Annotated in this window: 26 protein-coding genes; 13 read left to right on the top strand and 13 right to left on the bottom strand. The window is 61.6% G+C overall.

Going from position 1 to position 23679, the window contains the following annotated elements; translation table 11 throughout:
- Positions 1 to 134 precede the first annotated feature (134 nt).
- The 9 genes from I5E68_RS20145 to I5E68_RS09715 all read right to left on the bottom strand — a co-directional run bounded on the left by I5E68_RS20145 (position 135) and on the right by I5E68_RS09715 (position 7430).
- A complete protein-coding gene (locus I5E68_RS20145) occupies positions 135 to 1808 on the bottom strand; it encodes a DNA cytosine methyltransferase (RefSeq protein WP_228726917.1) in 1674 nt (557 codons plus the stop codon).
- Positions 1809 to 2083: 275 nt separating this feature from the next.
- The gene (locus I5E68_RS09750; RefSeq protein WP_197163293.1) at positions 2084 to 2239 is read right to left on the bottom strand and encodes a hypothetical protein; all 156 of its coding nucleotides are present in this window, start codon (positions 2237 to 2239) and stop codon (positions 2084 to 2086) included.
- Positions 2236 to 2592, bottom strand: a complete 357-nt coding sequence (locus I5E68_RS09745) for a hypothetical protein (protein WP_197163291.1) — start codon at positions 2590 to 2592, stop codon at positions 2236 to 2238. Before I5E68_RS09745 ends, I5E68_RS09750 begins: the two co-directional genes overlap by 4 nt.
- The gene (locus I5E68_RS09740) at positions 2589 to 2813 is read right to left on the bottom strand and encodes a hypothetical protein (protein WP_197163289.1); all 225 of its coding nucleotides are present in this window, start codon (positions 2811 to 2813) and stop codon (positions 2589 to 2591) included. Before I5E68_RS09740 ends, I5E68_RS09745 begins: the two co-directional genes overlap by 4 nt.
- Complete coding sequence (locus tag I5E68_RS09735; RefSeq protein ID WP_197163287.1) at positions 2810 to 3391, bottom strand: DUF6926 domain-containing protein; 582 nt, start codon at positions 3389 to 3391, stop codon at positions 2810 to 2812. Before I5E68_RS09735 ends, I5E68_RS09740 begins: the two co-directional genes overlap by 4 nt.
- A 38-nt stretch (positions 3392 to 3429) precedes the next feature.
- Positions 3430 to 4035: a methyltransferase type 11 gene (locus I5E68_RS09730; protein ID WP_197163285.1), complete on the bottom strand. Its 606-nt coding sequence runs from the start codon at positions 4033 to 4035 to the stop codon at positions 3430 to 3432.
- A complete protein-coding gene (locus I5E68_RS09725; protein ID WP_197163283.1) occupies positions 4032 to 5546 on the bottom strand; it encodes a DUF3560 domain-containing protein in 1515 nt (504 codons plus the stop codon). Before I5E68_RS09725 ends, I5E68_RS09730 begins: the two co-directional genes overlap by 4 nt.
- Positions 5547 to 5575: 29 nt before the next feature.
- A complete protein-coding gene (locus I5E68_RS09720) occupies positions 5576 to 6319 on the bottom strand; it encodes a hypothetical protein (protein ID WP_197163281.1) in 744 nt (247 codons plus the stop codon).
- Between the two features lie 397 nt (positions 6320 to 6716).
- Positions 6717 to 7430, bottom strand: coding sequence for a hypothetical protein (locus tag I5E68_RS09715; RefSeq protein WP_197163279.1), 714 nt, complete (start codon positions 7428 to 7430; stop codon positions 6717 to 6719).
- Positions 7431 to 8290: 860 nt separating this feature from the next.
- Here I5E68_RS09715 and I5E68_RS09710 point away from each other — a divergent pair.
- The 6 genes from I5E68_RS09710 (at position 8291) to I5E68_RS09685 (ending at position 11891) form a co-directional block, all read left to right on the top strand.
- The gene (locus tag I5E68_RS09710) at positions 8291 to 8929 is read left to right on the top strand and encodes a hypothetical protein (protein ID WP_197163276.1); all 639 of its coding nucleotides are present in this window, start codon (positions 8291 to 8293) and stop codon (positions 8927 to 8929) included.
- A 157-nt stretch (positions 8930 to 9086) separates the two neighbouring features.
- Positions 9087 to 9476, top strand: a complete 390-nt coding sequence (locus I5E68_RS09705) for an ASCH domain-containing protein (RefSeq protein ID WP_197163274.1) — start codon at positions 9087 to 9089, stop codon at positions 9474 to 9476.
- Positions 9473 to 9940, top strand: coding sequence for a hypothetical protein (locus tag I5E68_RS09700; RefSeq protein ID WP_197163272.1), 468 nt, complete (start codon positions 9473 to 9475; stop codon positions 9938 to 9940). The genes I5E68_RS09705 and I5E68_RS09700 overlap by 4 nt, the downstream gene beginning before the upstream one ends.
- Positions 9933 to 10469 carry a Lar family restriction alleviation protein gene (locus tag I5E68_RS09695; protein ID WP_197163270.1) on the top strand — a complete coding sequence of 179 codons (537 nt, stop codon included), beginning with the start codon at positions 9933 to 9935 and terminating at the stop codon, positions 10467 to 10469. Before I5E68_RS09700 ends, I5E68_RS09695 begins: the two co-directional genes overlap by 8 nt.
- A gap of 214 nt (positions 10470 to 10683) precedes the next feature.
- Positions 10684 to 11145 (top strand): hypothetical protein, encoded by a 462-nt coding sequence (locus I5E68_RS09690; protein ID WP_197163267.1) that lies wholly within the window; start codon positions 10684 to 10686, stop codon positions 11143 to 11145.
- A 455-nt stretch (positions 11146 to 11600) separates the two neighbouring features.
- Positions 11601 to 11891, top strand: coding sequence for a hypothetical protein (locus I5E68_RS09685; protein ID WP_197163265.1), 291 nt, complete (start codon positions 11601 to 11603; stop codon positions 11889 to 11891).
- A 47-nt stretch (positions 11892 to 11938) separates the two neighbouring features.
- Here the strand turns inward: I5E68_RS09685 and I5E68_RS09680 are convergent, their stop codons facing one another.
- Together I5E68_RS09680 and I5E68_RS09675 are read right to left on the bottom strand one after the other, a co-directional pair.
- Complete coding sequence (locus I5E68_RS09680; protein ID WP_197163263.1) at positions 11939 to 14545, bottom strand: VapE domain-containing protein; 2607 nt, start codon at positions 14543 to 14545, stop codon at positions 11939 to 11941.
- Between the two features lie 27 nt (positions 14546 to 14572).
- Positions 14573 to 14875, bottom strand: coding sequence for a hypothetical protein (locus tag I5E68_RS09675; protein ID WP_197163262.1), 303 nt, complete (start codon positions 14873 to 14875; stop codon positions 14573 to 14575).
- Between the two features lie 80 nt (positions 14876 to 14955).
- On the opposite strand from I5E68_RS09675, the gene I5E68_RS09670 reads away from it, so the two are divergent.
- From I5E68_RS09670 to I5E68_RS09640, 7 genes are all read left to right on the top strand, one after another.
- Complete coding sequence (locus I5E68_RS09670) at positions 14956 to 15657, top strand: hypothetical protein (RefSeq protein WP_197163261.1); 702 nt, start codon at positions 14956 to 14958, stop codon at positions 15655 to 15657.
- 81 nt (positions 15658 to 15738) lie between these two features.
- Positions 15739 to 16953, top strand: a complete 1215-nt coding sequence (locus tag I5E68_RS09665; RefSeq protein ID WP_197163260.1) for a DUF2800 domain-containing protein — start codon at positions 15739 to 15741, stop codon at positions 16951 to 16953.
- A gap of 17 nt (positions 16954 to 16970) precedes the next feature.
- Complete coding sequence (locus tag I5E68_RS09660) at positions 16971 to 17690, top strand: ssDNA-binding protein (RefSeq protein WP_197163259.1); 720 nt, start codon at positions 16971 to 16973, stop codon at positions 17688 to 17690.
- Positions 17691 to 17819: 129 nt separating this feature from the next.
- Positions 17820 to 19907 (top strand): 3'-5' exonuclease family protein, encoded by a 2088-nt coding sequence (locus I5E68_RS09655; RefSeq protein WP_197163258.1) that lies wholly within the window; start codon positions 17820 to 17822, stop codon positions 19905 to 19907.
- Complete coding sequence (locus I5E68_RS09650; protein ID WP_197163257.1) at positions 19908 to 21419, top strand: DEAD/DEAH box helicase; 1512 nt, start codon at positions 19908 to 19910, stop codon at positions 21417 to 21419.
- Positions 21412 to 21819: a hypothetical protein gene (locus tag I5E68_RS09645; protein ID WP_197163256.1), complete on the top strand. Its 408-nt coding sequence runs from the start codon at positions 21412 to 21414 to the stop codon at positions 21817 to 21819. Before I5E68_RS09650 ends, I5E68_RS09645 begins: the two co-directional genes overlap by 8 nt.
- A gap of 64 nt (positions 21820 to 21883) precedes the next feature.
- The gene (locus tag I5E68_RS09640; protein ID WP_197163254.1) at positions 21884 to 22558 is read left to right on the top strand and encodes a helix-turn-helix domain-containing protein; all 675 of its coding nucleotides are present in this window, start codon (positions 21884 to 21886) and stop codon (positions 22556 to 22558) included.
- Here I5E68_RS09640 and I5E68_RS09635 read toward each other — a convergent pair.
- Positions 22553 to 22741, bottom strand: a complete 189-nt coding sequence (locus tag I5E68_RS09635; RefSeq protein ID WP_197163252.1) for a hypothetical protein — start codon at positions 22739 to 22741, stop codon at positions 22553 to 22555. The genes I5E68_RS09640 and I5E68_RS09635 overlap by 6 nt on opposite strands.
- Positions 22742 to 23005: 264 nt before the next feature.
- Complete coding sequence (locus I5E68_RS09630) at positions 23006 to 23590, bottom strand: hypothetical protein (RefSeq protein ID WP_197163250.1); 585 nt, start codon at positions 23588 to 23590, stop codon at positions 23006 to 23008.
- Positions 23591 to 23679: the final 89 nt, after the last annotated feature.

The following is a 23679-nucleotide window of genomic DNA, read 5'->3' as shown; positions in this document are numbered from 1 at the left end:
ACGAATCAACTGTAAGGTGATTGTATGTTGACATTCAACCGCGAATCAAGCAAAGAAGTGACACCCCCTGGAGATGCTCCCCCGATCATCTCGACCCCCGGCAACCCTCCCCCCGGTTGTCGGGGGTTTTCGCGTCAGGCGAGCAAGGCGTCGAATTCGTCGTCGAGCGGCGGTCCGCCGTTGTGCCCCAGCAGCGCGTCGAATTCGTCCTCGCGCAACGCTTCGACCTGCGCCGCGATACGCGCGCCGATCCAGTGCATGACAGGGGTCGCCATCGAGTTGCCGAGCTGCTTGTAGCGCGGACCGTCTGCAGCCATGAGCCACCAGCCACGTCCTTGTGCGTCGGGTTCCCAGATATGGGCGGGCCGCGTCCGGGTGATCTTGCACTGCTTGTAGAGCCGCATCGGGATCCGGGTCCAGTCATCGGGAAAGCCCTGGAGGCGTTCGGCCTCGATCGGCATCAACCTGCGCACGGCCATCCGGACGCCGTCGAACAGCGCATTCTCCTGCCCGCTGTTCCGCCCGGGCGCGAAGGCGATTTCTCCGGTGCAGGGATCCTGGCTACCATGGCACACGATCGGCTGGCCGCGCCCTGTTCCGTCTTCGCTCGCGTCAAAGCCTTCCGCCTTGAGCGTATGCGTCACGTCTCCCGTGACGCATACGGCCGGAGGATGGGCGCCACGGGCGAGCGGGTGGCAAGGGTCGCCCCACTGCGGGTTATTACCGCTGCGCGGGCTCGTTACCTGCGTCGTGTCGAACGGCAGCACCTCATAAGCCACACCCTGGGGTACACTGCGTGCCTCCATGGTGAAGGCACAGTCGTCGTCGCGAACCCCGACCCCATCGGGACCGGCGTGTGGGTTTTCGCAAATCGCACGCTCCTGGATGGCGGAGGCGACCGGCTGCAGAACGGCCGGAAACCGGTTCTTTTCGGGCATCGTCTGCCCCTTGTGCAGCACCGCGTCGAGCGTCTGCGAAACGTCGCGCCCGTCCCACCATGTAGGGACTAGTTCAACAGCTCGTCGAACTCGTCCGTCGTCGCTGATGACAGCGACGACGGGATCCTGTCCTCTGGTGTCCCCTGTCCGCTCCAGTCCCCGGCCACTGCCTGTAAGGCACGGTGCAGTTGGATGGGTAACGTCTTCCCGCGCTTCTCGGCGCGGCGCAGAATCCCGGCGCACGCCTTCGAACTCAAGAAGTACCCTTCCGGGATCGAAGCCCTCACGAGCACTTGCGACAACGAACACACGGCGGCGTCGTTGGGCCAATCGGAACCATTGGGCATCCTTGATGACCCACGAGGCTGCTCTTTGGGGTCCACACACAAGACCAGCGTTCGTCCACTTTCGCCCTGCTGGCTGGAGCGGATCATCTTCTCCGACGAGCCCTGCAAGCAGGCAGCCGAAGGGGTTATCCTTGTGATTGAGTACACCGGGCACATTCTCCCAGACGATGATGACGGGCGGCTTGCCCCGGGCCGTGCGAACCATGTCGATCGCATTGGCCAGCACGACGAAGGCTAGTGTCAACTGGCCGCGCGCGTCCCCGAGACCGCCGCGCAGGCCGGCCATCGAGAACGACTGACACGGCGTTCCGCCCACCAGTACATCGGGCGCCTCGATTTCGCCCGACAAGACACGATCGGCGATCAGGGTCATGTCCCCGAGGTTGGGGACACCCGGTAGTCGATAATCGAGGACCGCACTGGCGGACTTGTCGAGCTCGGCCAGCCAGGCTGGCTCCCAGCCCAGAGGATGCCAGGCGATGGTCGCGGCCTCGATGCCGCTGCACACTGAACCGTACCGCATGACAACGCTGTATCAACTTATGATTGATTCCACAACATATGCGTGATGATAAATCGAGGAGAGATGAATCGAGGACGGGGGTGCGGGGCGCCCGCGCCTCAATCGGGGAGAGATGAATCGAGGAGGGGTAAGCCTCCAGCACGGCAGCGCGCGACGGGCGCGACCGGGCAGCCTCCAGCGCGGCAGCGCGCGACGGGCGCGACCGGGCAGCCTCCAGCGCGGCAGCGCGCGACGGGCGCGACCGGGCAAAAAGAAAGGGCGCCCCGAGAGGCGCCCTAATTTCGCATGCAGTAGACCAGGAAGAGCCACAATAACGCGGCCGCGCCCCATAATCGCCCGTTGTGCCGGGCCAGCGCGCCGCGCGCGGCGGCAATTTCCTTTTTCGTGGTGCTGACCAGGCAGATTATCAGCAACGCGCCTATGACCATCATGTCACGACTCCCGAAACATAGCCGCCCGCGTCTAATTCCAGCCGGCCCGCCGCTGCCAATCGATCGATCAACGCGCGGCGCTTTCGTTCCTCGCGCTGCCAGCCGGGTGAATCCATCTGCGCAGCCGATGCCCTAAACGGGTTGTGGCTGCCGAAACCGTTTAACACGGTCACCCGAAGCGGCAAATCGGCGCGGCGCTGGACGTGGTCGACCATCCGCGAGGCAACGGGAACGGTCCAGGGCCCGCGCCATGTCTCGCCCGTCGCCGCGATCGCCTGCGACAGCAACGCATGATCGCGCAACCCGCCGCGGTGGAGCCGGTAAACCTGCCGCCATGCATCCCGTGCGTTCATACCGCCTTCCCCTTCCCTTTGTGTTTCCTGAGCTGAAGGCGCCAGAAATCCCTTTCGCCGCGCAACATCTGCCCGACCGGACTCGACGCGGCGAACGTGCGCGCCGTGCGCTCCAGGTTGTCGAGATTCTCGCGCGCATCGCTCATGCCGTAACGTTTGAACCAGGCGCGGCCCTCGCGGATGCCGTCCAGGTATTCCTCGCTAACCCGCTGCCCGCTCATGCCGCCGCACTCCCGCTCGCGCGCGCCGCGTCGACACAGGCCCGGCGATGCGCGGCCGTGATGCGCTGGCAGACCTTCAGCGAATAGACCGGGTCGCCGGGCGCCATCGATCTTTCGTAGATCCCGCGCAGCTCGCGCAACAGCGGCGCGAATTCTTCGTGCGTCGCGGGACGTGTCGCCCGGTACCATCCGAAAGACCCGCCGCTGTGCTGCCCGATGTGCGCATACGTCGTGAATTCGCGCCCGTGCCTGTCGTTCGGCAGGGTCGGGAAAACCGCGGTTACTTCCCCGACATGGTCGCCGCTTCGTTCCGCGCGGAAAATCACCGGCAATTCATCGGCCGCCGCGTGCAGCACGTAGTCACAAACCGTGCCACCCTGCGCGGTACCCCCGTGCACGTTATAGGACCACGAAAAACGTTCGCTGTCGTCGACGGTCGAAACGGGACGGGCGGGCGCGTGGCGCTGCAACCATGCATCGGCCGCCGCGAGCTCTTCGGGTTCCAGCCCGTCGGCATCGCCATTGATGAAATACCCGACCCAGGCAGCCGGGCCCGTGGCTTCAGAAACAAGAATCATGAGTAGATCCCCTTTTGGTTGATTGAACGGGCGCGCGATCACGCGCCGTAAATGCGAATAATCTTCGTGTGGACGCGCGCCGCGGCGAACGTGTCGACGGGCAACCGCTCCAGCTCTTCGGCGCCGTCCCAATGGAACGTAACCGGAACCAGGGCGACCAGGCAGGCCGGGCAATCGTGCCCGTTGCGCCCCATGAGCGAGACCGCGGCGGCAACGTGCTTGCGCACCTCGCGAAAGGGTGGATTCATGATCACCCGGACGAATTCGACCTTCCCGCGCGCCTCTTCGGCATAATCCAGAAAGCACCGATGAATAACGCTGCCGTAACCGTGGAGCATGCCCGCGAGCTTGTGGTGCCGTTCGACCTGAGTCAGTTCAAACCGCGAGTGGCCGGCTTCGATCATCGCGCGCGACAGGTTCCCCGTTCCCGCGCTGGGTTCCAGCGCCTGCATATCGCCGATGCGCCCGAGGTATGAAACCATCCGCGCAGCAACATCGGGCGGGGTGACGTGGCATTCCGTCGCGCGGTCAACCGCAACCACTTCCACGGGCTGCGCGCGTTCGATCGCGGCGAAATCCTCGCGGCGCCGTACCGGGATGCGCAGCACCTTACCCAGCGGCCGCCGGTAAACATCGGCTTTCATGCTGCCGCCCTCCCGTTTTCAGCAATACGGGCATCGGCTGCCGCCTGCGCTTCGCGCTCGAGCGCGTCCAGGTCGAACGGCAGCGGCTTGCACGGCTTGTCGACGATGCGCACAACCGCGCTAGGCTTGTAGAAACCGGAACCCGCGGTGCAAATCCGAATGCGCGCGACAGGTTCGCCGCTTTTCACGAATTCCCCGCCGCGCCACACGCCGCGCACCTTCGTACCGTCGGCGGCAATTTCGACCGTCGAAAGCGGGGAATAGGTCCCCTTCGAATTCGCCGAAAACCGCGCCTGATCCATCGCGCGCACTTCGTTCGTTTCTGGCGTTTGATGCCGCTTGCACGCGGCGACCATGTGCAGATTCCAAATCCGCTGAAGCTGTGCGGCTTGCGCTTCGGACAGATTGACCAGGCTTGCAGGCTTCGGCTTGCTGGAGGTGCGGCGCGGTTTCGTCGCGGGCACTTCGTACCCGCAAGCCTGCATTACGTCGCGCCATTCATCGCCGGTCAGCTCCAGCCACGAATTGTCCGAAAGGTGCGCGGGCAGCGGGACCGGGGATTCCAGCAAATAGAACCCGTCGTCGACGATGGAACAGGCCGGTTTTTCCGCGCCGTGTGCCCTTGCGAAGGCCTGCAGGATCACCGGAGTCAGTTCGCCCGAATAGCGCGGGACATCACCCAACATCGACCGTTCGAACGCGAGACGATTGAGCACGTGCTCAATCCAGCGGCGCCGCGTCGGGCCATTGATGCGCAATTCGGCGGCCTCGATACACTGCGCGCGCGCGGCCGCGGGTTCCATCGTCGGGGCTGTGTCGCCGAACGGGCAAACCGCCGAATAGAGACCATAGGACGCCAGAGTCTCGTCGCTGGGAAGATTGCCAAGGGTCCACTTTATTTGCGCATCGGTTGTCGCCTTTTCCCAGACCTTCAGCGCCCTGTGCGCCGCGTTGATTCCGCGCTGCAGGTCGCGCAGTTCCGCGAGGAGAGTCTTGATCCTGTTCGCCCTTACCCTCGGGTTGTTTTTCATGTTGGCAAAACACTCGACACCTTCGGCACGGTACAGCCAATAATTCGAAGCCTTTTCAGCCTTGATCGCCTGCGTCATCGCCGATTGCATCCGCTCTTGAGTCTTGCGCGCCTTGCGTTCGGAATGGTGGCCCACAAGAATCGGCTGGCCCATGTAAAAGGCCTGAGACAGGTCATCGGCGCGCGCGTGCAGCGCCTGCGCTTCCCGGTTGCGCTTGTGCGCGAGGTTGTCCAGCCGCTCAGCCTTGATCGCCGCGCGTTCGGCTAGCGTCATCTCTTCGGCTTCGATCTCGCCCGCAAGTTCAACCAGGATGTCTTCGCGCGCTGGCGTCCACTTCGGCGCGACGAACAGTTCCTGTCGAGGCGCCCACTTGAATCCGGCTTCCTTGATACGGGCGAACGTTTCGGCATCCAGTCGGCTGGACGCGTACAGGCGCAGCTTGTTGTCTTCGGGGCTATAAGTGGCGGTAAATGTCGTCATGGTTGATCACTCCTCTAAATGTTGAAACGTTAGGCGCGCTGGGTCGAAACAACCCGGACGGTCGCGCCCTCGGGCAGATGGACGGCACAGCCGCCCGACGAATTCCGCCGCAAAATTTCCAGGTGACACGGCATCCAGCCGCTGGACTCCCCGACCCAGAAACGGCGCGTTTCACCATCGGGCGCGGTTACTTCAACGCGCTGGCCCTCCAGCCCCGCGAGTGCGGGAGTCAGTTCCGCCGGGCAGCGCTTGCTAGTGGCTGCATGGTGCGCGGCGCCTGCCGCCATCGCAGCTTGGAACGCGTCCCAATGTTCGACCGTACCGGTCGCGAGACCTTCGGCGAATTCGTGGCCGCACCACTTCGCGACGGCGCGCCCCTTCCTGTCGGCAACGTCGAAACCGTAGCAACTGAAACCGTCGCCGCACTTCTGCACGTACAGGTCAGCCCCGCCCGCAACTTCGGGACGGTCAGCCCAACGGTTGATTTGCCGCAACGTGCTGTGCCCGTGCACCTTCGTCGACCCTTGCGGCGGACACTCGCTGCCCGATGCCGTCGCGATCATGTCGGCAAACCATTCCTTGGCATCGTCCAGCGCGGCAAAGTCGCGATACTGCGCGCCGAACGGAACCCGGATTGCGCCCGCTGGATAGATCTTCCGACGGCGCGCCTTGCCGAAACCTTCGAATCCCGTGGTCGGCAGATAGATGCAACGCGCGATGTGCGATGCGTGCTGGAGGTAGAAACCGCCATCAAATCGGCTCGAAACATTCATGTCTGAAACTCCCGTCAATAGCCAAGCATGAGACCCGCCGCGCCCATGGTCGCGACAAGGATCAAGAGGAGCGCGCCACCCATGAGACCGCGCAGGATCTCGCGGGCGATCACAGCGGCAGCGCTTCAACTGCGCGCTGCAGAAAGTGCGCAACGGCTGCCGCTGTGATGGCGACCGGAATAAGCGCGACGAAATAACGTGCCATGGTTGAAACTCCCGTAAAAGTTGATTGATTAGGCGCACTTGTCCCGACGCGCCGCGAGGCAGGCCACGCAAGCCGCCGTGGAGGTGTAGCGCGTGCCGTCGTGCCCGTGGCGACATGGTCGCCCGACATAGTGCGCCGCGCCTTCCTCCCGTGCGGCTGCGCGCATCGGGTCGACCGGACGGCCCGGCGGCATTACTGCGCGCCCTTCCCGATGATCTCGACAAGCCGCGCCATCAAATCCGGGCAGGGATTGGCGGACGCTTCCTCTTCGGCAAGCATGGCGCGCGCATCGTCAATGGTCGCCTGTCCCAGCCGAAACCGCGCGACCCGCATCGCGACAGGCAGCGCCATGCCATCGGTCAGACCGTCGACGGTCTCGCGCGTGAATTCGTCCTCGCACTTTTCCTTTTCGAGTTGCTGACCCGTGAACGTCGGCAGCGCTCGCGCTACCTCTTCCCAATCGTCGGATGCCAGCAACTCGACAACGTCGCCGCAATACTGCCAGCCGCCCACAGGGTCGACCATGGTGCAGCGCACCACGTTAAAACGCGCGCTGCCATCGTCCTCTTGCATACCCTTCGGATAGTCGACCCAGAGAACGACTCCGCTGCCTTCGTGCTGGAAACACGGGCACAGGTCATTGCGCCACGATGCGTCCCCGAAGCCTTCGGGAATGGGCGGCATCGCTTCGGCGGGGAAGTCCGGAAATTCCGTTGCGTAACCTCGCGCAGGTTCCAGCATGTCGACCCGAACGACGTTCACGGGAGGGAATGCGAGTCCCGTGTTGGTCGGCTTGATCGAAACGCGCCCGTTGCCTTCGTCGTCGACTGCAATCCAGTCGAAGGCAGAGTCGCCCGCGTCCTGAAAGTCCGGCTTAATGGTCACTTTGTCGCCTGCTTTGATCATCTCGAATCACCTCTAAGTTGATGAATAAAACTTAGCACAGATTCGCATTGGTTCAACCCAAAGTTGACAAGACTCGCCATTGTTTTTGCACGCGCTGCAGCCTTCGACGCATCGCGCCCGCGCAACCTGGTTGCACGGTATCACCGGCAGGGATCGAAGCGGCGCGCCGTCGTGCCAGCGCGACCGGTGACAATCCCGCGAGCGTCCCAGCGCGTCCCGTATCGTCCCAGCGCGTCCCAGCGCGTCCCAGCGGTTAGGCTTCGCGGTCACCTCGGGCGGCTCGAGACCATCCTAAATCGTCCCAGCGCGTCCCGTATCGTCCCAGCGCGTCCCAGTGGTTCGCGGGTCCCTGTTGCCGGGTTGCCCTGGGGCGGGAAGCGCTGAGCCGCGATATTCGAGCGATTTCAAACTTTGCTAAGACGCATAGCGACCGGTTTTCCCAGTGCGTCCTATATCGTCCCAGGAGGATCGCAGCAGTGTGACCGTACACAGGGTGAACAGGTCCAATTCCGACCCTGTGCGCGATTTTACGTTTAAAAACAGATGTATGCACAGGGTGAACAGGGTGAACAGGTAGTTAGAGACTATATGGAAAAGTAGGGGTGTTTAAATTAACCCAGGGGTAGACCCATGGAGGTGACGAATAAAAAAAGGGGTTCTATACAAACTATAGAAAACGGCCAAAACCCTGTGCACCTGTGTTTTTTGATCCTAACCAATTGGAATCACAGCACGAATCTATGCACAGGGTCCGAAAATGGACCTGTTCACCCTGTTCACCCTGTGCACGCACAAAGTGTCTTTTCAACTTATAGTTGATGCGATAGAACGCTTCTCGACTCGTTTCGAGGAGCAAACCTATGACCGAATGTCCCCCGCACGACTGGAAGCGTGACCTATACTCAACGACGTATCGATGCAGCCGATGTGCGTGCCGGGCACAGGAAGGCACATCGCTACATGCCGATATCCGCAGCAGCCTCGTTTCGCTTCCTTCCGGAGATCCGGCTACCGATGATGAACCCTGGGCCTGGTATGCCGGGACAAATGACGAATGGTATCAGAGTGGCCCCTTCGTCAGCCGCGAAGAGGCAGTCACAGCACTGGACGGTTACGGCGGGTGCATCGTTGAGGCGCTTCCTGGAAAGCTGAGCTTCAGCGCCGAAGTGCTGATCGGCGAGCAGTATTTCGAGAACGACAACCTGTTCGACTTTGAAAATACGGAACCCGACCGCAAGGGTGAGCCTGAGCACGTTCGGCAGGCCGATGCGGAACTTCAGTGCCTTCTGGACGGCTGGACGCTGCGCTGGGGGCACACCTTCGTGACGCCCACGCTGTTTCGCGCCGTGCGCCATGAGGAGAAGATTCCAGCAGTCAATCACGCTGTGCCGAAAGCCTGCGACACCTCGCCCACAGGCTGGCGCTGCACCCGATCGTTTGGGCACGAGGGACCGTGTGCCGCAGTGCGGATCCGACCGAGGGAGCCGAACGATGGGTGACGTGGGAGTGAATTTGCGACCTAGGATGATCCTAGCGCTGTACAGTGGTCGGAAGTCGCAAGCCAGGTTGCCAATCCGCAAACTGGAGAACAGTGCATGCCTGTCTCGAGATTGCCGTCACAGGTCGGACCGCGAGTGCGCGCAAACACTGCTCAACTTGACGCTGAGAAGCGGGCGCTATCAGGTCGGAACTCGACTCTATGTGCGCGAGCCGTATTCCGAGCCGCAACCTCTGGCGGTGACCGCTATTGGACCACATCCCGGTGATCCTTGGAGGCGATTTTCTCGGCTGTGGCTTGAGGTCACCGAGGTGCGGGTCCAACGGCTCCACGAAATCAGCCATGAGGACTGCATCAAAGAAGGCTACCCGATCTTACCCGATCCCGTATCGGGTCGCGAGACGATGCTCGCAGGTGCACGAGAATGGTTTGCCGATCTCTGGGACCGGTTCGAAACGACCTCCGGAGAACGCTGGCAAGCTAACCCGTGGGTCTTCGCGCTGTCGTTCAACGTCCACCGGGGCAACATTGATGAGGCAGCAGCATGACCGGCCAAATCACCATCGCCGTCCACACGAGCCGAGGTGGAAACGGCACAATCGGAAAGCACGACGACTGGACGCTGACCATCGACGGGGAAGCGGTTCTCGACGAGCGTGGTTTCCGCGACGCAATGGGCCCTGAAAAGCTGAGGACGGCGATCGAGCGCCTGACGGACGCCGCGTTCTCGGAAATCGAACAGGAAGCACTTGTAGAGGACGCGGAGCGCTGGAGGGTTTTCTTCGGTAGCGAACGATTTTACGTCATGGGAGCGGCCGGCTTCGACTGGGAGAACGCCTGTGTGCGCGAGCCTCGAAACCCGAACGAATGGCTGCATTTCACTCTGAACATTTGGGACATTCACCCGGCAGGTGATGACGCACAAGGAGTGCAAGGGCGGGCCATGCTGTTGGCCTATGTCGATCACCTCCGCGCCAACCCAATGGGTAAAGGGAGGGCTACGGATGTCTAAAGAATTGAAACCCTGCACCCACTGCAAATCGCCGGGGTTTGCAGTTGATCGGCCAAACCGCATCCCGTTCGTGGAGTGCCGGAAATGCGGTATGGAAATCCTTGGCAACACGATTGATGAGGCTATCACCGCATGGAATTCTCGCCCATCTGAGGATCTCATTGCGGCCCGGACCCTTCTTGCCGAGGCTTACCAGGTAGTCGGACAACTGGTCGCTGACATTCCCGAACATCCCGAGATTGTGCGAATACTTGACCTTCTTTCGAAGGGTGAAGGCACATTGCTGCCGTTTGCGTATGTTCCACCTAAGACTGAGCGCATCGCCCAACTCGAGGGCGAACTTTCTGCCGAGCGGGAGAAGGTCGCGACGTGGATCGCCATGGCGGATAGGTACGTTGTTGCACATGACCAATGCGAGCCATGGCGCAATGGCGAATCCGCCTCGATTCCGTATGTCGCGTTAGTCACAATGAAAGACGCTATGCGCGACCTCCGCGCCGCCCTCGCCAAACACAGGGAGGGTGAGTGATGAGGGATACGCCAGCAGACGCTGAGATCCTTGCCGCTGTCCACAAATGGGGGAATAGGTCCATGACCTACGCAGTGCGGAACGTGCTGGCTATGGATGGATACTCAATCGAGACGCCATGGGTCTTGCGCCAGCTTAAACGATTGGAGCGGGAAGGAAAGGTGACGCGCGTGCCAACATCATACGCAGTGCAAATTTGCTGGAGTGTCAAGCCATGACCACCACCCCACCCTGCCCGTGGCAGCCCGGCGACCGGGTCCAGCGTGCCGAGCCGCGCAGCTACCGTTTTCCCGGCGTCGTGATCGCGGTCGGCCTGAAGCTCGATGGCAAGACCTGGCATTGCGAGGTCGAATGCATCGCCCCGGGCTGCGAAGGGATGACGCACGTATTCCCGGCCTCCCGGCTCGAGGCGCTTGGGCCTGACTGGGATCTACCGCGCCAGCGCTTCGACGCGCCGTTTACGCCTGACACATCGAGCTATCACATTGCCTGGAGCGGGGATCGCGCCGTGGGGGTGATCTGCGCCGACCGGCAGATGGCCTACGAGCTCCGCAAAGGGGCGCACAACACCCTCGGGATCGTCACCGACGAGTTTGTGGAGGCATGGGCCGACATGACCTGTGACGACAACTGCACGATGCAGACGGTCCAGATCGCGGAGGGATCGGATGGCTGAGATCATCCCCTTCCCCGGTCACCACTGGGCCCATTGCAGCCGCGCGGAGTGCTACGGGTGCGCCCTGTGTCACGGTGGCCTTGCCTGCTGCACCAGGTGCGGCGGCGCCGAGGGCTCGCTTACGACCGATTGCCCGGGTTACCGGACAGAGGTAGGGCCGAATGTCGAGGATGCGGTCTACGCAGGCAAGGTCGACTGGATCGCAGGCTGCGGATGGGTCGCGGAGGCGAGTTACCATTCGCCAGCACGCTACGCGCGAGAGGAGGAGTGAGAGGAATGGTTTCTGACGTTCTAGCCGAAGCGGCGCAGGACATTCGCATCTATCTTGCAGACCCTGTCTTTGTCGGCGTGTATCGGGAATCTCTACCTGCGATCAATGCGCTGTTGGTCCAAATGGACGAGGTTAGGCGCCTGCTGGATACACCACCCCCTCGGCAGGATGAGAGGAGACCGGCATGATCAAGGTCCATTACAACCCGGCCGAAATCTACGGCGATGAGGCGTTGGCCGAGAATGAGTGGCTTGAGGATGATGGCGTTCACACTGCTGGTTTCAGGCGTGTGTACGTCACCGTAGATGGTGACTTTGCGGGGACGATGTCGTTTTCCACCGAAGGTGATAAGGATGGCGGGTACGCAATGTGCTACGGCCAGAAAGATCAGATACTGGGAGTTCCGGAGGCAGGAGAAACCGCCGCCGCCGAATTTATTGCTAGCCGCTATCGCAAGAGATTCGGTTCGCGTTGAAATACCAGCCCTAATCAGCCCCGGCAGCACGCGCTGACCGGGGTTTCTTACGTCTCAGGCTTGCCGATCGGCTGAAGGCGACCAGGCGATCCGATGCGCTCATAGTAGCGCTGGCGGCCATAGGGCGCCGGGAAGTTGTGCGACTTTCCGGTCGAACGCCAGCCGGGAACACGGGCCATCGCGCGACCGAACGCCTGGGCCTTGGTCTGTTCGTAGCTGCGCGCGTCGTTGCCCATGCCTTCCCAGAGCTCGATAAGGCAGGTGACGTTGCGGATACCGCCTTCGTCCTCGTCGTCGAAGCCGCCCGTGGCGATCGGACGATCAAGCCATGCGGCGATCTTGCCGACCAGCGCGTCGTCCGCGCTCTCGACGCGGCGCATCTCCTGGAGCCGGGCGGCTTCGGCCGCGGCGAGCTCGTCGGTGAGGTAGAGCGGCAGGTCGCCATCGGTTTCCTCGGCGCGCATCGCGGTATAGATCGCGTAGGCTTCGGCCCATAGCTGGTCGACGTTGCGCTTGAGGCGACGGTTGTCGATTGCGTCGACGTTACATTCGATCGGGAGGAAGCGGCGCCCGCCGGTATCGTCCTTGAGATACTCGCGATCATTGGTCGATCCGATCAGGACGCACTGGCGCGGGAATTCCATGGCGCGTGCTTCATAGGCCAGACGCACCTTGTCGACCTGGCGCGAGATGAAGGCCTTGATCGAGCGCACATCGGCCCGGTTGAAGCCCGACAGCTCGGGCATCTCGAGCAACCATGAGCCCTGCATCTTCTCGACCAGCTCCTTGCCGTTATGGAAGTCGCCTTCCAGTTCGGAAAACCAGTGCTTACCCAGATAACGGATGAACGTCGATTTACCCTTGCCCTGCGCACCCTCGAGGATGACTGCATAGTCCCACTTGCAGCCTGGCTCGTAGACGCGGGCGACGCCGGCTACCATGAGCAAGCGCGCAACCGAGCGCGTGTATGCATTGTCCTCGACGCCGAGGTAGTCGATGAAGAGCGTGTCCACGCGAGCTTCGCCGTCCCATTCGAGACCCGAGAGGTATTCGCGCACCGGGTGGAACGAGTTGTCCCAGGCCGCGAGCACCGTCGCCGCCTTGAGGTCGCGATCGGTCACCTTGATGCCGTACCCGCCCTGTGTCTGGGGCGCCTCGAGGATCGAACGGATCGCGTAATCGCGCGCCGATGACCAGATCGACCCGTTGAGCGGATCCTCGACTTCCCAGATGCGGCCGCCGAGCTGGCGCGTCGGCTTGGCAGCGTTTTCGCGCTTCTTGGGTTTCGCACCAGGCGCCGAGCGCTGCACGGTCTCCTGCGTGAATTCGTTGAGTGCCGGCAACCCGACAAGGCGGTCGTCGTTGCGCACGATCAGTTCGACATTGTGGAGGTTCGTCGCGAAACCGTCCCCGTCCTTGGTCGTGGCGAGCAGCGACATCCACGCGAGCGTTGCCTTGCGCTTTTCCTGCGCAGCAGTCTCTTCCTCGGTGAGGTCGAATGCGGAGAGATCATCGTCGTCTTCAGCCTTCGCGCGAGTAGGTGCGGCAGTGACGAGATCGTCGAAATCGTCTGCAGGCTCGTCGAGGTCGTCGAAGCCGTCATCGCTTTCGCGGAAATCGCCCTTTGAAGCAGGTTTCCCGGGCGTTTCGGGTGCCTTATCGCCTTCCTGGAAATCATCAAGGTCTTCGAAATCCGAGACGTACTGCTCGAGACGGGCCTCCTGAAACCATGCCCTAATCGTGGCCATGGTGACCGGCTTGCGCCGGTTCTTACCGAAGCCTCGCCACTTGCGCTTCATGGCGCGCATATCGCCATCGAACTTGTCCGAGCGCCGCGAATGCTCGAGCCAGAGCTCGAAACCCCGCTCGGATCCCCCGAACTGGTGGTGAAGCGCCTGTCCGAGCGTCACCCAGTCGTGATAGTCGTCGAGCCGGTCGATCGGAAGCGCATCGAGTTCGCGTTCCATCTGCCCGGATTTGAACGACAGCGGCTCGCGGGTCTCGAATTCGTAGGTCGAAGTTTCGGCGATCTTCAGCGCATCGATGATGGCACCCGGGATCGACGGGATCGGTTCGAAGCTGTCGAAGTCCGGCTCGTTGAGCCAGACGTAGGGCTCGCGGCTGATCGGGTGGATGCTGGGCGGCACGACCACCTGCTTTCCGGTCCCGAAAAGCTCGATCTCCCAATCATAGGACCAGACATCGCGCCCCTGACGCTTGTCGAAGCGCTTGTGCTTGCCTTCCGAGACGGCGAGCTTGCGCGAGTAGAAGGGGCGAGGCGAGACAAAGTAGAGGTGGCGCGATTCCCCGCCTGAACCCGATTGGACCATCGGAAAATCGTCGGGGTCGACATCGGGGAACAGCGTTTCGAACGCGTCCCATGCCTCTTCTGCAAGGTCTGGTAGGCGGATGTCGAGATCGAGAACGTGGAGGTAACCTCCGCATCCAAGCTGGGACGGCTTGCCGAGGCGTACACCAAGGTTGTAGCGCGGCTGGTGGGAAGCCAGCAGCGCGTCGACCGATAGAACGGGCTTTTCAGACCACTCTTTCAGAACGGGTGCCTTGTCGCGCGCGCGCAACCAATGCAGCGCGAAACCGGCCGGGCGCAGATGCGCGACAGCGGCCTTTACCCGATTGTCGAAATTGTCGCTCATGAACCCCTGCCGCCGCTAGCTGTCGAATCAGATGAAGTAGGGCAGGAAATCCTCGATCTTCGGCGGCTCCCGCCCGGCGGCCCGCAGCGCCTCGACATTGGCGGGTTTGTTGGCGATTTCGATCAGTATCCGTGCATTCGCGGGTTTGAGCTTACCCTGGCGCAGCCACTTGTAGATGGCTTCGTGCGACTTGCCGACGAGAGACTTGAGGCCTTGCACGTCAAGCACTCCGCTGGGCGTAAGATGGGCAGGAAGGCTCTCCAGGAGCAGGGTGTAGAGGGGGCCGGCAGTCCAGTCCGGGCGGCCCGGTACACGGGTCATCACTGTCATCAAGAAGCTCCTTGTCTCGCTCGCAACCTATGCCTCCCTCTGATTCAAATCAACTCTAAAGTGGAGAAATCACTAAAAGGTTGAAACAGGTTTCGCGGTGTGGCTATATGCGGCCATCGACTCGACAGTTTCAGCCGAAAGAGGACCACGAGATGAGTTTGGAATCGAAGATCGAAGAACTGCTGAAGAGCAACTCCGCGCTCGAGGCGGCACTGGCAGCAAACACCGCCATTCTTGAGCGCGTGGTGGAAGGGCAGCAGACCGCGATCGAGAAGCTGGAAGGCGCCAAGGCTTCCGGAGGCCGTGGCCGTAGTCGCACGAAGCCTGCCGAAGACAAGCCCGCCGAGGACAAGCCCGCCGAGGACAAGCCGGCGAACGAGGCAAAAAAGGACAAACCCGCCGAAGCTGCATCCACGGCACGTGGGGCGGACGATGCAGGCGCTGCAGCAAGTAGCTCGCCGGTTGCCGCGATTGCCAAGAAGATCGGAACCGATGTCGACAAGATGAAGCAGTTCATCGCAGACTGGACCGGCGAGACCGACGACAAGGAAGAGCGCGAAGCGCGTGTCGACCTGCTCAAGGGTATGGCGCAGCACTTCGGCGGCAAGGGTTACTCGGCGCTCGTCACGTCCGCGGAGACGGCGAGCCAGGCGATCTTCTTCGTCGAACGCGCGCGCGCCCTCGGTGTCAGTGCGATCGACTTCAAGGCCGATTACGACTTCGACGGCGACCCGGCCCAGGGTGGCGATGCGGAAACGTCCTCCGACGACGACTTCGACTGATCCTCTCCCCCGAAGCGACCGCCCTGCCCAGCGCCCAACCCGGCAGGGCGGTCGTTTTCGATTGCGTTCGACCGAGGTCCAATGAGCAATCCTGATCGCATCGGCGACGAGCTCGCCCACAGCCCTTACGGCCCATCCCGCGCGGATGGCTACACCGGCTGCCTCGACTACGTCGCTGCGAACGACGGGTTGCCCGACGATACGAGCGAACAGGCCGCGGAGGGCACTTTTGCCCACGTGATCAGTGACAACTGCTTCAGTCTCGACATGGATGCCCTGGACTTCGTCGGGCATCGCATGACGGTCGAAGGCTTCACGTTCGAATGGTCCGAGGAGGATGCGTTTCTCCTGCAGCCCGGGATCGACTTCATTCGCTCGTTCGGAGGAACCTTCTACGGCGAGCAGCGCGTCGACATCGCGCGTTGGACCTGCGCCGGTCAGTTCGGCACGCTTGACCGCGTCGTGATTGCCCAGATCGACGGCGAATGGTGGGTGATCCTCATCGACCTGAAATGGGGTCGCGGCGTACCAGTCATCCCGGCGCGCAACAAGCAACTCGTGCTCTATGCACTGGGTGTATGGGAGATGATCCGCGACCAGTTTCCTGACAAGCCGCCGCGTTTCATGCTCGGTATCGACCAGCCGCGGTGTCCGGGTGGTGGCGGCCTCTGGCGAACCGACTTGCATGAACTTGAGGTTCTCGGAAACTACATCAAGAGCTGCGTCGAAGTCTCTGAAACGTTCGACAATCTTCCGCGAACTGCATCCGAGGCGGCCTGCATCTGGTGCCGACGCAAGAAGGCCCGAGGTGGTTGCGCGACGTTCGATAACTGGCGTCTTAACCTGCTGCAGGTGTCGGATGCCCAGGTCGATAGCGGCAGCGAGCCCGACCTGTTGGCGACCTCCCTCTCCCCCGAGCAGCGAGCCTATCTGCTGCGCCACCGCAAGGGGATCGAATACTGGTTCAAGCAGCTCGACGAGGCTGCGCTGGAGGACACCCTAGACGGTCTGCCGGCAGGTGGGCTGAAGGTCGTCGAGGATAGCCGCAAGGGGTCGCGCGACAAGTGGATCGACGAAAAAGCGGCGGCCGAGGTCGTCGAACCGATCCTCGGCGAGAACGCGTTCACGCGCAAGCTCAAGACCGTGAAGCAGCTCTGCAAACACCTTTCACCGGATGACCGGGAGAAACTGGATGGGCTCTTTAAGCCCGGCGAATCCGGCTTCTCGCTGGTCCCCGAGGAAGACGCACGTCCCGCGGTCGTCCGGGTCGATGCGGACGACTTCGACGACCTTTGAAACCACGAGGCAACCGAATGACCGAAGCAACCGATAACGATCTGCGCGTCGTCGTCCTGAAGAATATCCGCATCATGTTCGCGGATTCGATCGACGAGGCAAAGGCGACCGCCGACGACGGCGTCCCCAAGCATAGCTGTGTCCCGCTCCTCGAGAGCGACACGCCCGAATTCGACGAGAACAAGGCCAAGGTGATTGCTGCCTTGCGCGCTGCCGGCGAAGAGGGTTGGGAAAACCCGGAAATGTACAAGCGCATCCTCGAGAACAAGCCCGATCGCGTGTCGTTCAAGAAGGGCGAGAAGTGCGTCAACCAAGAGACTGGCGAAATCTACCAGGGTTTCGAAGGCAACTACGCAATCACGCCCTGCAACGGTCCGGGCGGGTCGAAGCGTCCCAAGCGCCCGCTGATCATGAGCCGAGCCAAGAAGTGGATCTGGAACCCGAAGAAGGGTTTCGAACTGCGTGGCCAGATTGCGGACCTGGTCTATTCGGGTGTGCGCGCCGACGTGAAGATCGAATTCTACCCTGTGAAAGAGAAGAAGCAGGGCGGGAACGGCATCTTCGCGGCGATCCACCTGATCCGTAGCCGTGAAGAAGGCGAGCGCATCGGCGGCGGCCGCGACTTCAGCGGTGACAGCGGTGACGACTTCGAAGAGCTGGAAGACGGCGGGTTCGGCGATGACGACGACGCCCCGTCGAAGGCCGGATCAAGCTCGTCGGACGACGACTTCGACTGATCGAAATGCTCCCGGCAGTTTTCGGGCTGCCGGGGGTTTCAACCAAATGGTGAGAAATTCCGATATGCGCAAGGCGGGAAGTGTCCGGGGTGCGGTCCGCGTCAGTTCACGTTACGAGGTGGTGATCGCATGAGCGTGAAATCCGAGCTTCTGTGCGGGTCCACGCTGTTCAGCGAAAAGCCGATCGTGGTCGCGGACATCGAGGTGTACCGCAACTATTTCCTCATCGCCTTCAAGCGGCTCTACGACGGCAAGGTCGTGGCCATCGAAATGTCTGCACGCACCGACCGGGCCGACGACGACGCGAAGCGTGCGCGAGCTCGCCAGATCCTGCGCAATCACCGGATCGTGACCTTCAACGGCCTCGGCTTCGACATGCCCTTGATGATCTACTTCATCCAGGGCGCCTCGATAGCGGACCTCAAGACCGCCTGTAACCAGATCATCGAAGGTCGGGTAAAATACTGGGAAGTCGGAGACCTCCTTCAGATCACGATCCCGCGCGAGATCGATCACTGGGATCTTATCGAGCCGCAGCCGAATGCGTTTGCCTCGCTGAAAACGCTCAACGGACGACTCCATGGCCGTCACATGCAGGATCTGCCGTATCACCCCGAGGTCGAGCTCACGGCCGACCAAATGGAGGTGACGACCGCCTATTGCGGGAACGATCTCGAGGCGACCGAGCGCCTGCTCTATGCGCTCAAGGAGCCGATGGAGCTGCGTGCGGCGCTGACCCGCGAATACGGTACCGATTTCATGTCCAAATCGGACTCGCAGATCGGCGAAGGGATCATCAAGCGCGTCGCGAAGCAGAAGACAGGCGAATGGCCGCAGCGCCCGCAGGTCAAGGCCGGCACGACATTTCGCTACACCCCGCCCGCGTTTCTCGATTTCGAGAACCCGGAACTGAAAGCGATCCTCGAGCAGCTCGGGGAGACCGACTTCGTCATCCAGGGCAATGGAAAGGTCGACCTGCCTCCCTGGCTTGACGGGCTGAGGATCACCATCGGCGGGACCGAATTCGCCATGGGAATCGGGGGGCTGCACTCGACCGAATCCAACCGCTGTGTCCGATCCGATGACGAGCACGCGATGGTCGATGTCGATGTGACCGGCTTCTATCCCCAAATCATCATCAATTCGCGCATGTACCCGCCAGCGATCGGTCCGGCATTCTGCGAGATCTATGCGGAGATCAAGGCAGAGCGCGACCGTCTCAAACCCATGCTCAAGGCGCCCGACACCCCCAAGGATGACCTGCCTCGCATCAAGGCGGCTGTCGAAGGGCGAAAGATCGTGGGTAACGGCGTCTTCGGCAAGACTTCGTCCCCATATTCAACGATCTACGCGCCACACCTCATGATCTACACGACCCTCACGGGGCAGTTGTCGATCCTGATGCTGATCGACCGGATCACCGCTGCCGGCATGCAGGTCGTTTCGGCGAATACCGACGGCGTGGTGATCCGCTTCGCACGTGGCATGTGGTCAGGACTGGAAGGGGACCGCTTCAAGCCCGGGCACATCAAGGACGTGATCGAGACCTGGGAGCGGGACACGGGGTTCATGCTCGAGGCGGTCGAATACGACGCACTCTACAACCAGTCCGTCAACACCTACATCGCGGTGACATCGAGCGGTAAGGTCAAGCGCAAGGGAACCTTGTCGAACCCGTGGCGCGAAGGCGACATCCGCGGCCAGCTCACGAAGAACCCCAACGCCGTCGTTTGCGCCGATGCGGTCGTCGAGCATCTTACCAAAGGTGTCCCTATCGCCGACTACATACGAGGTTGCGCCGACGCGCGGGACTTCGTGACCGTGGTCAACGTCAAGGGGGGTGGTGTCTGGGCACATGATCCGGCTGCCCTGCCGCCTGACGCCGAGGTATCCCCCATCCAAGGTCTTGCCGAGCACTGCGAGTTCCTCGGCAAGGTCGTGCGCTATTACTGGGCCCACGGTGGATCACCGATCTTTTACAAGGACCCGCACCCGACAACCGGGAACTTCAAAAAGGTGCCGAAGACAGATGGATGTCGCCCGTTGATGACCCTGCCTGACAGCAATGCGGTGCCGGGAGATATCGATTACGAGCGCTACATCGAAGAGGCCGAACAGATCCTCGTCGACATCGGTGTCACCGAGCGCATCGACCCGGTCAAGCCGCTACGCATCTTCAAGCATTCGGCGATCCTCTACGCTGCTCTGGCCGCCTGATTGCTTCACTTCCACGCCTCGACGGCAACGCTTTGCCCACTGCCCGAGATCAATGGCCCGCTCGATCCGTTCCTGTTCGACAGCGGCCTGCATGACTGGCAGTTCGCACTGCTCGACGAGGTAGCGAGGTTGTTCCACCAAGGCCATCGCCGCGTCCTGCTGCAGTGCCCCACCGGCGGCGGTAAAACCGTCATGGCCCTGTCGGCCCTACTCTCCTCGATTCTGCGAGGCTGGCAGGCAATGTTCCTGGTCCACCGCAAGGAACTGATCCGCCAGACTTCGGAGCGCTTCACCTCGTCGGCCCTGGGGCACAGCTTCGTTGCATCCAAGTTCCCGTTCGACCCCGAGGCAACCCTGCTGCTTGCCGGTGTCCAGACCCTGGTCAATCGGCTGGCGGCCGTACTCCCGCCTCGCCTCGTGATTGTGGATGAATGCCACCATGCCGTGTCGAAAACCTACACGCAGATCCTCGAATATTGGCCTGACGCATTCATCCTCGGGCTCACTGCGACACCCGAGCGCCTTGATGGCCGAGGTCTCGGCGAGCAGTACGACGTGCTCGTCAAGGGCCCCTCACCCCAGTGGCTGATCGCGAACCACTACCTCGCGCCATACGACTACTTCGCCCCGGATATTCCAGACATGAGCGGTGTTGGATCCAGCGGTGCAGAGATCAACCGGGAGGCCGCCGCGGGCGTGCTCAATCGACCGAAACTGGTCGGTAGCATCGTCGAGCATTATCTGCGGCTTGGTGGCGGCGGTCAGGGCATCGTCTTCGCACAGAATCGTAAGCATTCGCGCGCCATCGCAGCAGCCTTTAGTGCTGAGGGCATACCGGCCTCGCACGTCGACGGGGACACACCAGACGATGAACGTGACGCTTTCGACAAGGCGTTCCGCTGCGGCGACATCCGCATCGGTGTGAACGTCAACCTGTTCGGCGAGGGGTATGACGTTCCAAATATCAGCTACCTCGGAATCGGAGCCGCGACAAAGTCGCTGATCAACCACCTGCAGTGGTGCGGCCGCGTGCTGCGCTACGTTCCAGGCAAGCGGGCCGTGATCTGCGATCACGCAGGCAATGCCATCCCGGTTCATCTGGGAGGTCGCGGGCTGGGGCTGCCCGACGACGATCGAGACTGGTCGCTAGACGGCGCGGCTGCCCGGCGCGACGCGAAGGAGAAGGACTGGACCTCGATCACCCAGTGCCTCAACTGCTACCAGATTTACCCATCGGCCAAGCCAGAGTGCCCCGGCTGCAGCAGTCATCATCGTGCGCCACCGCCGCCGATCAAGGAAACGGCCGGGAAACTGTCGAAACTGGAGCGAGAGGCCGCCAAGAAGGCGATGCAGGACCGACGAAAGAGAGAGGAATGGGCCTGCAAGTCCTACCGCGAGTTCCTGTCGCTCGCGCAGTCTCGCAACTACCAGTGGCCGGTCCAGTGGGCAAAGCGTCAGTGCCACCTTCGCAAGATCGCGATCAATCCGCAGCGGGAGCATGAAAATGCCTGATTTCGACGAACTGCTGATACCCGATGCCAGCGAACACGCGATCCTAAACGACACGCTCATTGATGTGTCCGCGATGTCAGACACCTTCGTCTACCGACAGAATACCGGAACTGCCTGGCAGGGCGAGCCGGTCAAGGTGCCGCCGGGAGAATACATCCGCGTCCTGCCCGGCATGAAGATACTTGCGAACGCACGCCCGATCGACTTCGGTTTACCCGGCGGCGGTGACGCGGTCGGTGTTCGCAAGGGACGTGCGTTCCAGATCGAGACGAAAACGCTCATCGGCAGGCAGAGGAAACAACAAGGGCTGTTCCAACAGGCCTGGGAGCGCGCCGGCGGGCTTTACATCCTAGTGCGCGATAGGGCAGAGGCTGTTCGGAAATTGAACGACTCAACTTAACCTTGACAATGATCCCTCGCCATGAGAGATGTCAATTGTAAGTTGACAATCTTAACGGGGATGAATGGTGGCCGATCGTCTAGTTCGCGAACCTGAATTCGCAAAGCGCTTGAACCAGGCGTGCGACACCAACGCACACGCCCCCGATCTGCATCGTGGCCGCTACGTGTGGCTGCGCGAAGAGCTCGCAAAGCGGTTCAACGAGAACGTGAGCATCGAAACCTGCCGCAAGTGGTTTGCCGGTGAGTCACGGCCGCGCCCGGCGAAGATGGCAAAGGTTGCCCAGCTTCTCGAGGTCGATGTTGCATGGCTCTCGCTCGGCGTCGACCCGGAGATTGGGCCGAAGGAAAAGCGGCTGCGCAACGCAATGGCCGACGGCGTGGTCAATGTCGTGGCAGGCCTGATCCAGATGGACGGCGGCCGCCCGGCCTTCCCTGACGAGACCGACAAGCGTGCGACCGACGAGAACATCGATCTCTACGCGATCATCAAGGGCGCGAACTACGCGTTTCACATCACGCTCGGAGAGCTGGTGGACGACAAGCTGCGATTCCCGGTTCCGGCCAAGAACGATGCTGTCATCGTCCTGGGTGTGGTCCGCGAGGGCTTCAGTGTCCGCATCTTCGAAATTTCTCCGGAAATCATAGCTACCAGCGGCGTAGCCCGGAGCAGTTCGGCCCGCCTCGACGTGGCGGAATCTGACCTGCGTCCGGTCTCGACCTTCGCCGAGCGGCTATAAGAGCTGCTCGCCGAGGCGTTGGAAAAATCCGACTTCCTCGGCGCCATACTCACCGCGCTCGATGATCTTTCTCACCACCTGCCCGAGCATGTGGGGCGCGAAGTCCTCGCGCATCGACGCGATCGTCGAAGCCGCCAGATCCCGTCCGCGACAATTGCCCTGATACCATTCGCTGCGTTCCATTTTGTCCCCCATAAAAGCCGCTACAAGCGGCACGGGAATTAATGGCGCGGATAGTTAAATTTGCCTTAACGCAGCCTCGATTTAACCAACATAATCAAAAAGATCGTGTGCGTTAGAGAACGCATGCAGCGAACGACAGCGCAAGTCGCAGGAGGTTCCGATCAATAGTCTGGAACCCCCTGCGGGAGTCAAATTAACGAGCGGTAACACCAATCATAGACAGCGCCGTGATTTCAATCACGCCCCGACCTTATCGGATCAATTTCATAGCGTGTCCGCAGATAGTGATTCGGTCGACGCCGTGGTCAGGTTGTCCCCGGTGCGGAAGAATTCGAGATCGCCCCGACGGGCACCGTCGTCACCTGCAGCGTGGCGCCGCAACGTCAGACGCCCTTCCTTGAAGCACCAGGAAACCTCATCGCCTGCAAACTGAGCGCCGTAGCTGTTCTGCAGCGCGCGCGACCGGGTTGAGCAGGGTTTACCGTATGCTTCCCCAAGAACGCTGCGGAGCGCCTCGAATTCCGACGCCCCCGGCCGAAGGTTGAACCAGTCGAAACGGTTCTCCTTGAAGATGACCCGTCCATATCCAGCAGGCACATTACCAACGCGGCTCTCAGCAAAGGCGCAACGGGTCTGAGCTTCGGCTGGCGTGGCGACACAATCCCGCACCGTCCCAGCCTTGAGAGCGGCTTGCACTGAAGTTTCGCCCGGAACAAGCTCCCTGAACCTGAAAGACGCGGGTACCCCAACTTCGCCTGCAATGCTCTGCGTGGGGTCACTCGCCTCGTTCGGGAGTCCCCCGCTGCATCCGGTCGCGGCGATGCAGGTCAAGGTCAGCGCCATCGTCAATCGAACCATATCCCACCCCTCATAACTGTGGGAAAGACCGTATCAGACGCCCTATTCAGCGAGAAGTCGCTAAAAATTGCTTCGGTTCT

Origin of the sequence: Novosphingobium aureum (genome assembly GCF_015865035.1) — a bacterium.
Taxonomy (GTDB): domain Bacteria; phylum Pseudomonadota; class Alphaproteobacteria; order Sphingomonadales; family Sphingomonadaceae; genus Novosphingobium; species Novosphingobium aureum.
This window is presented reverse-complemented; position numbering and strand designations above follow the sequence as displayed.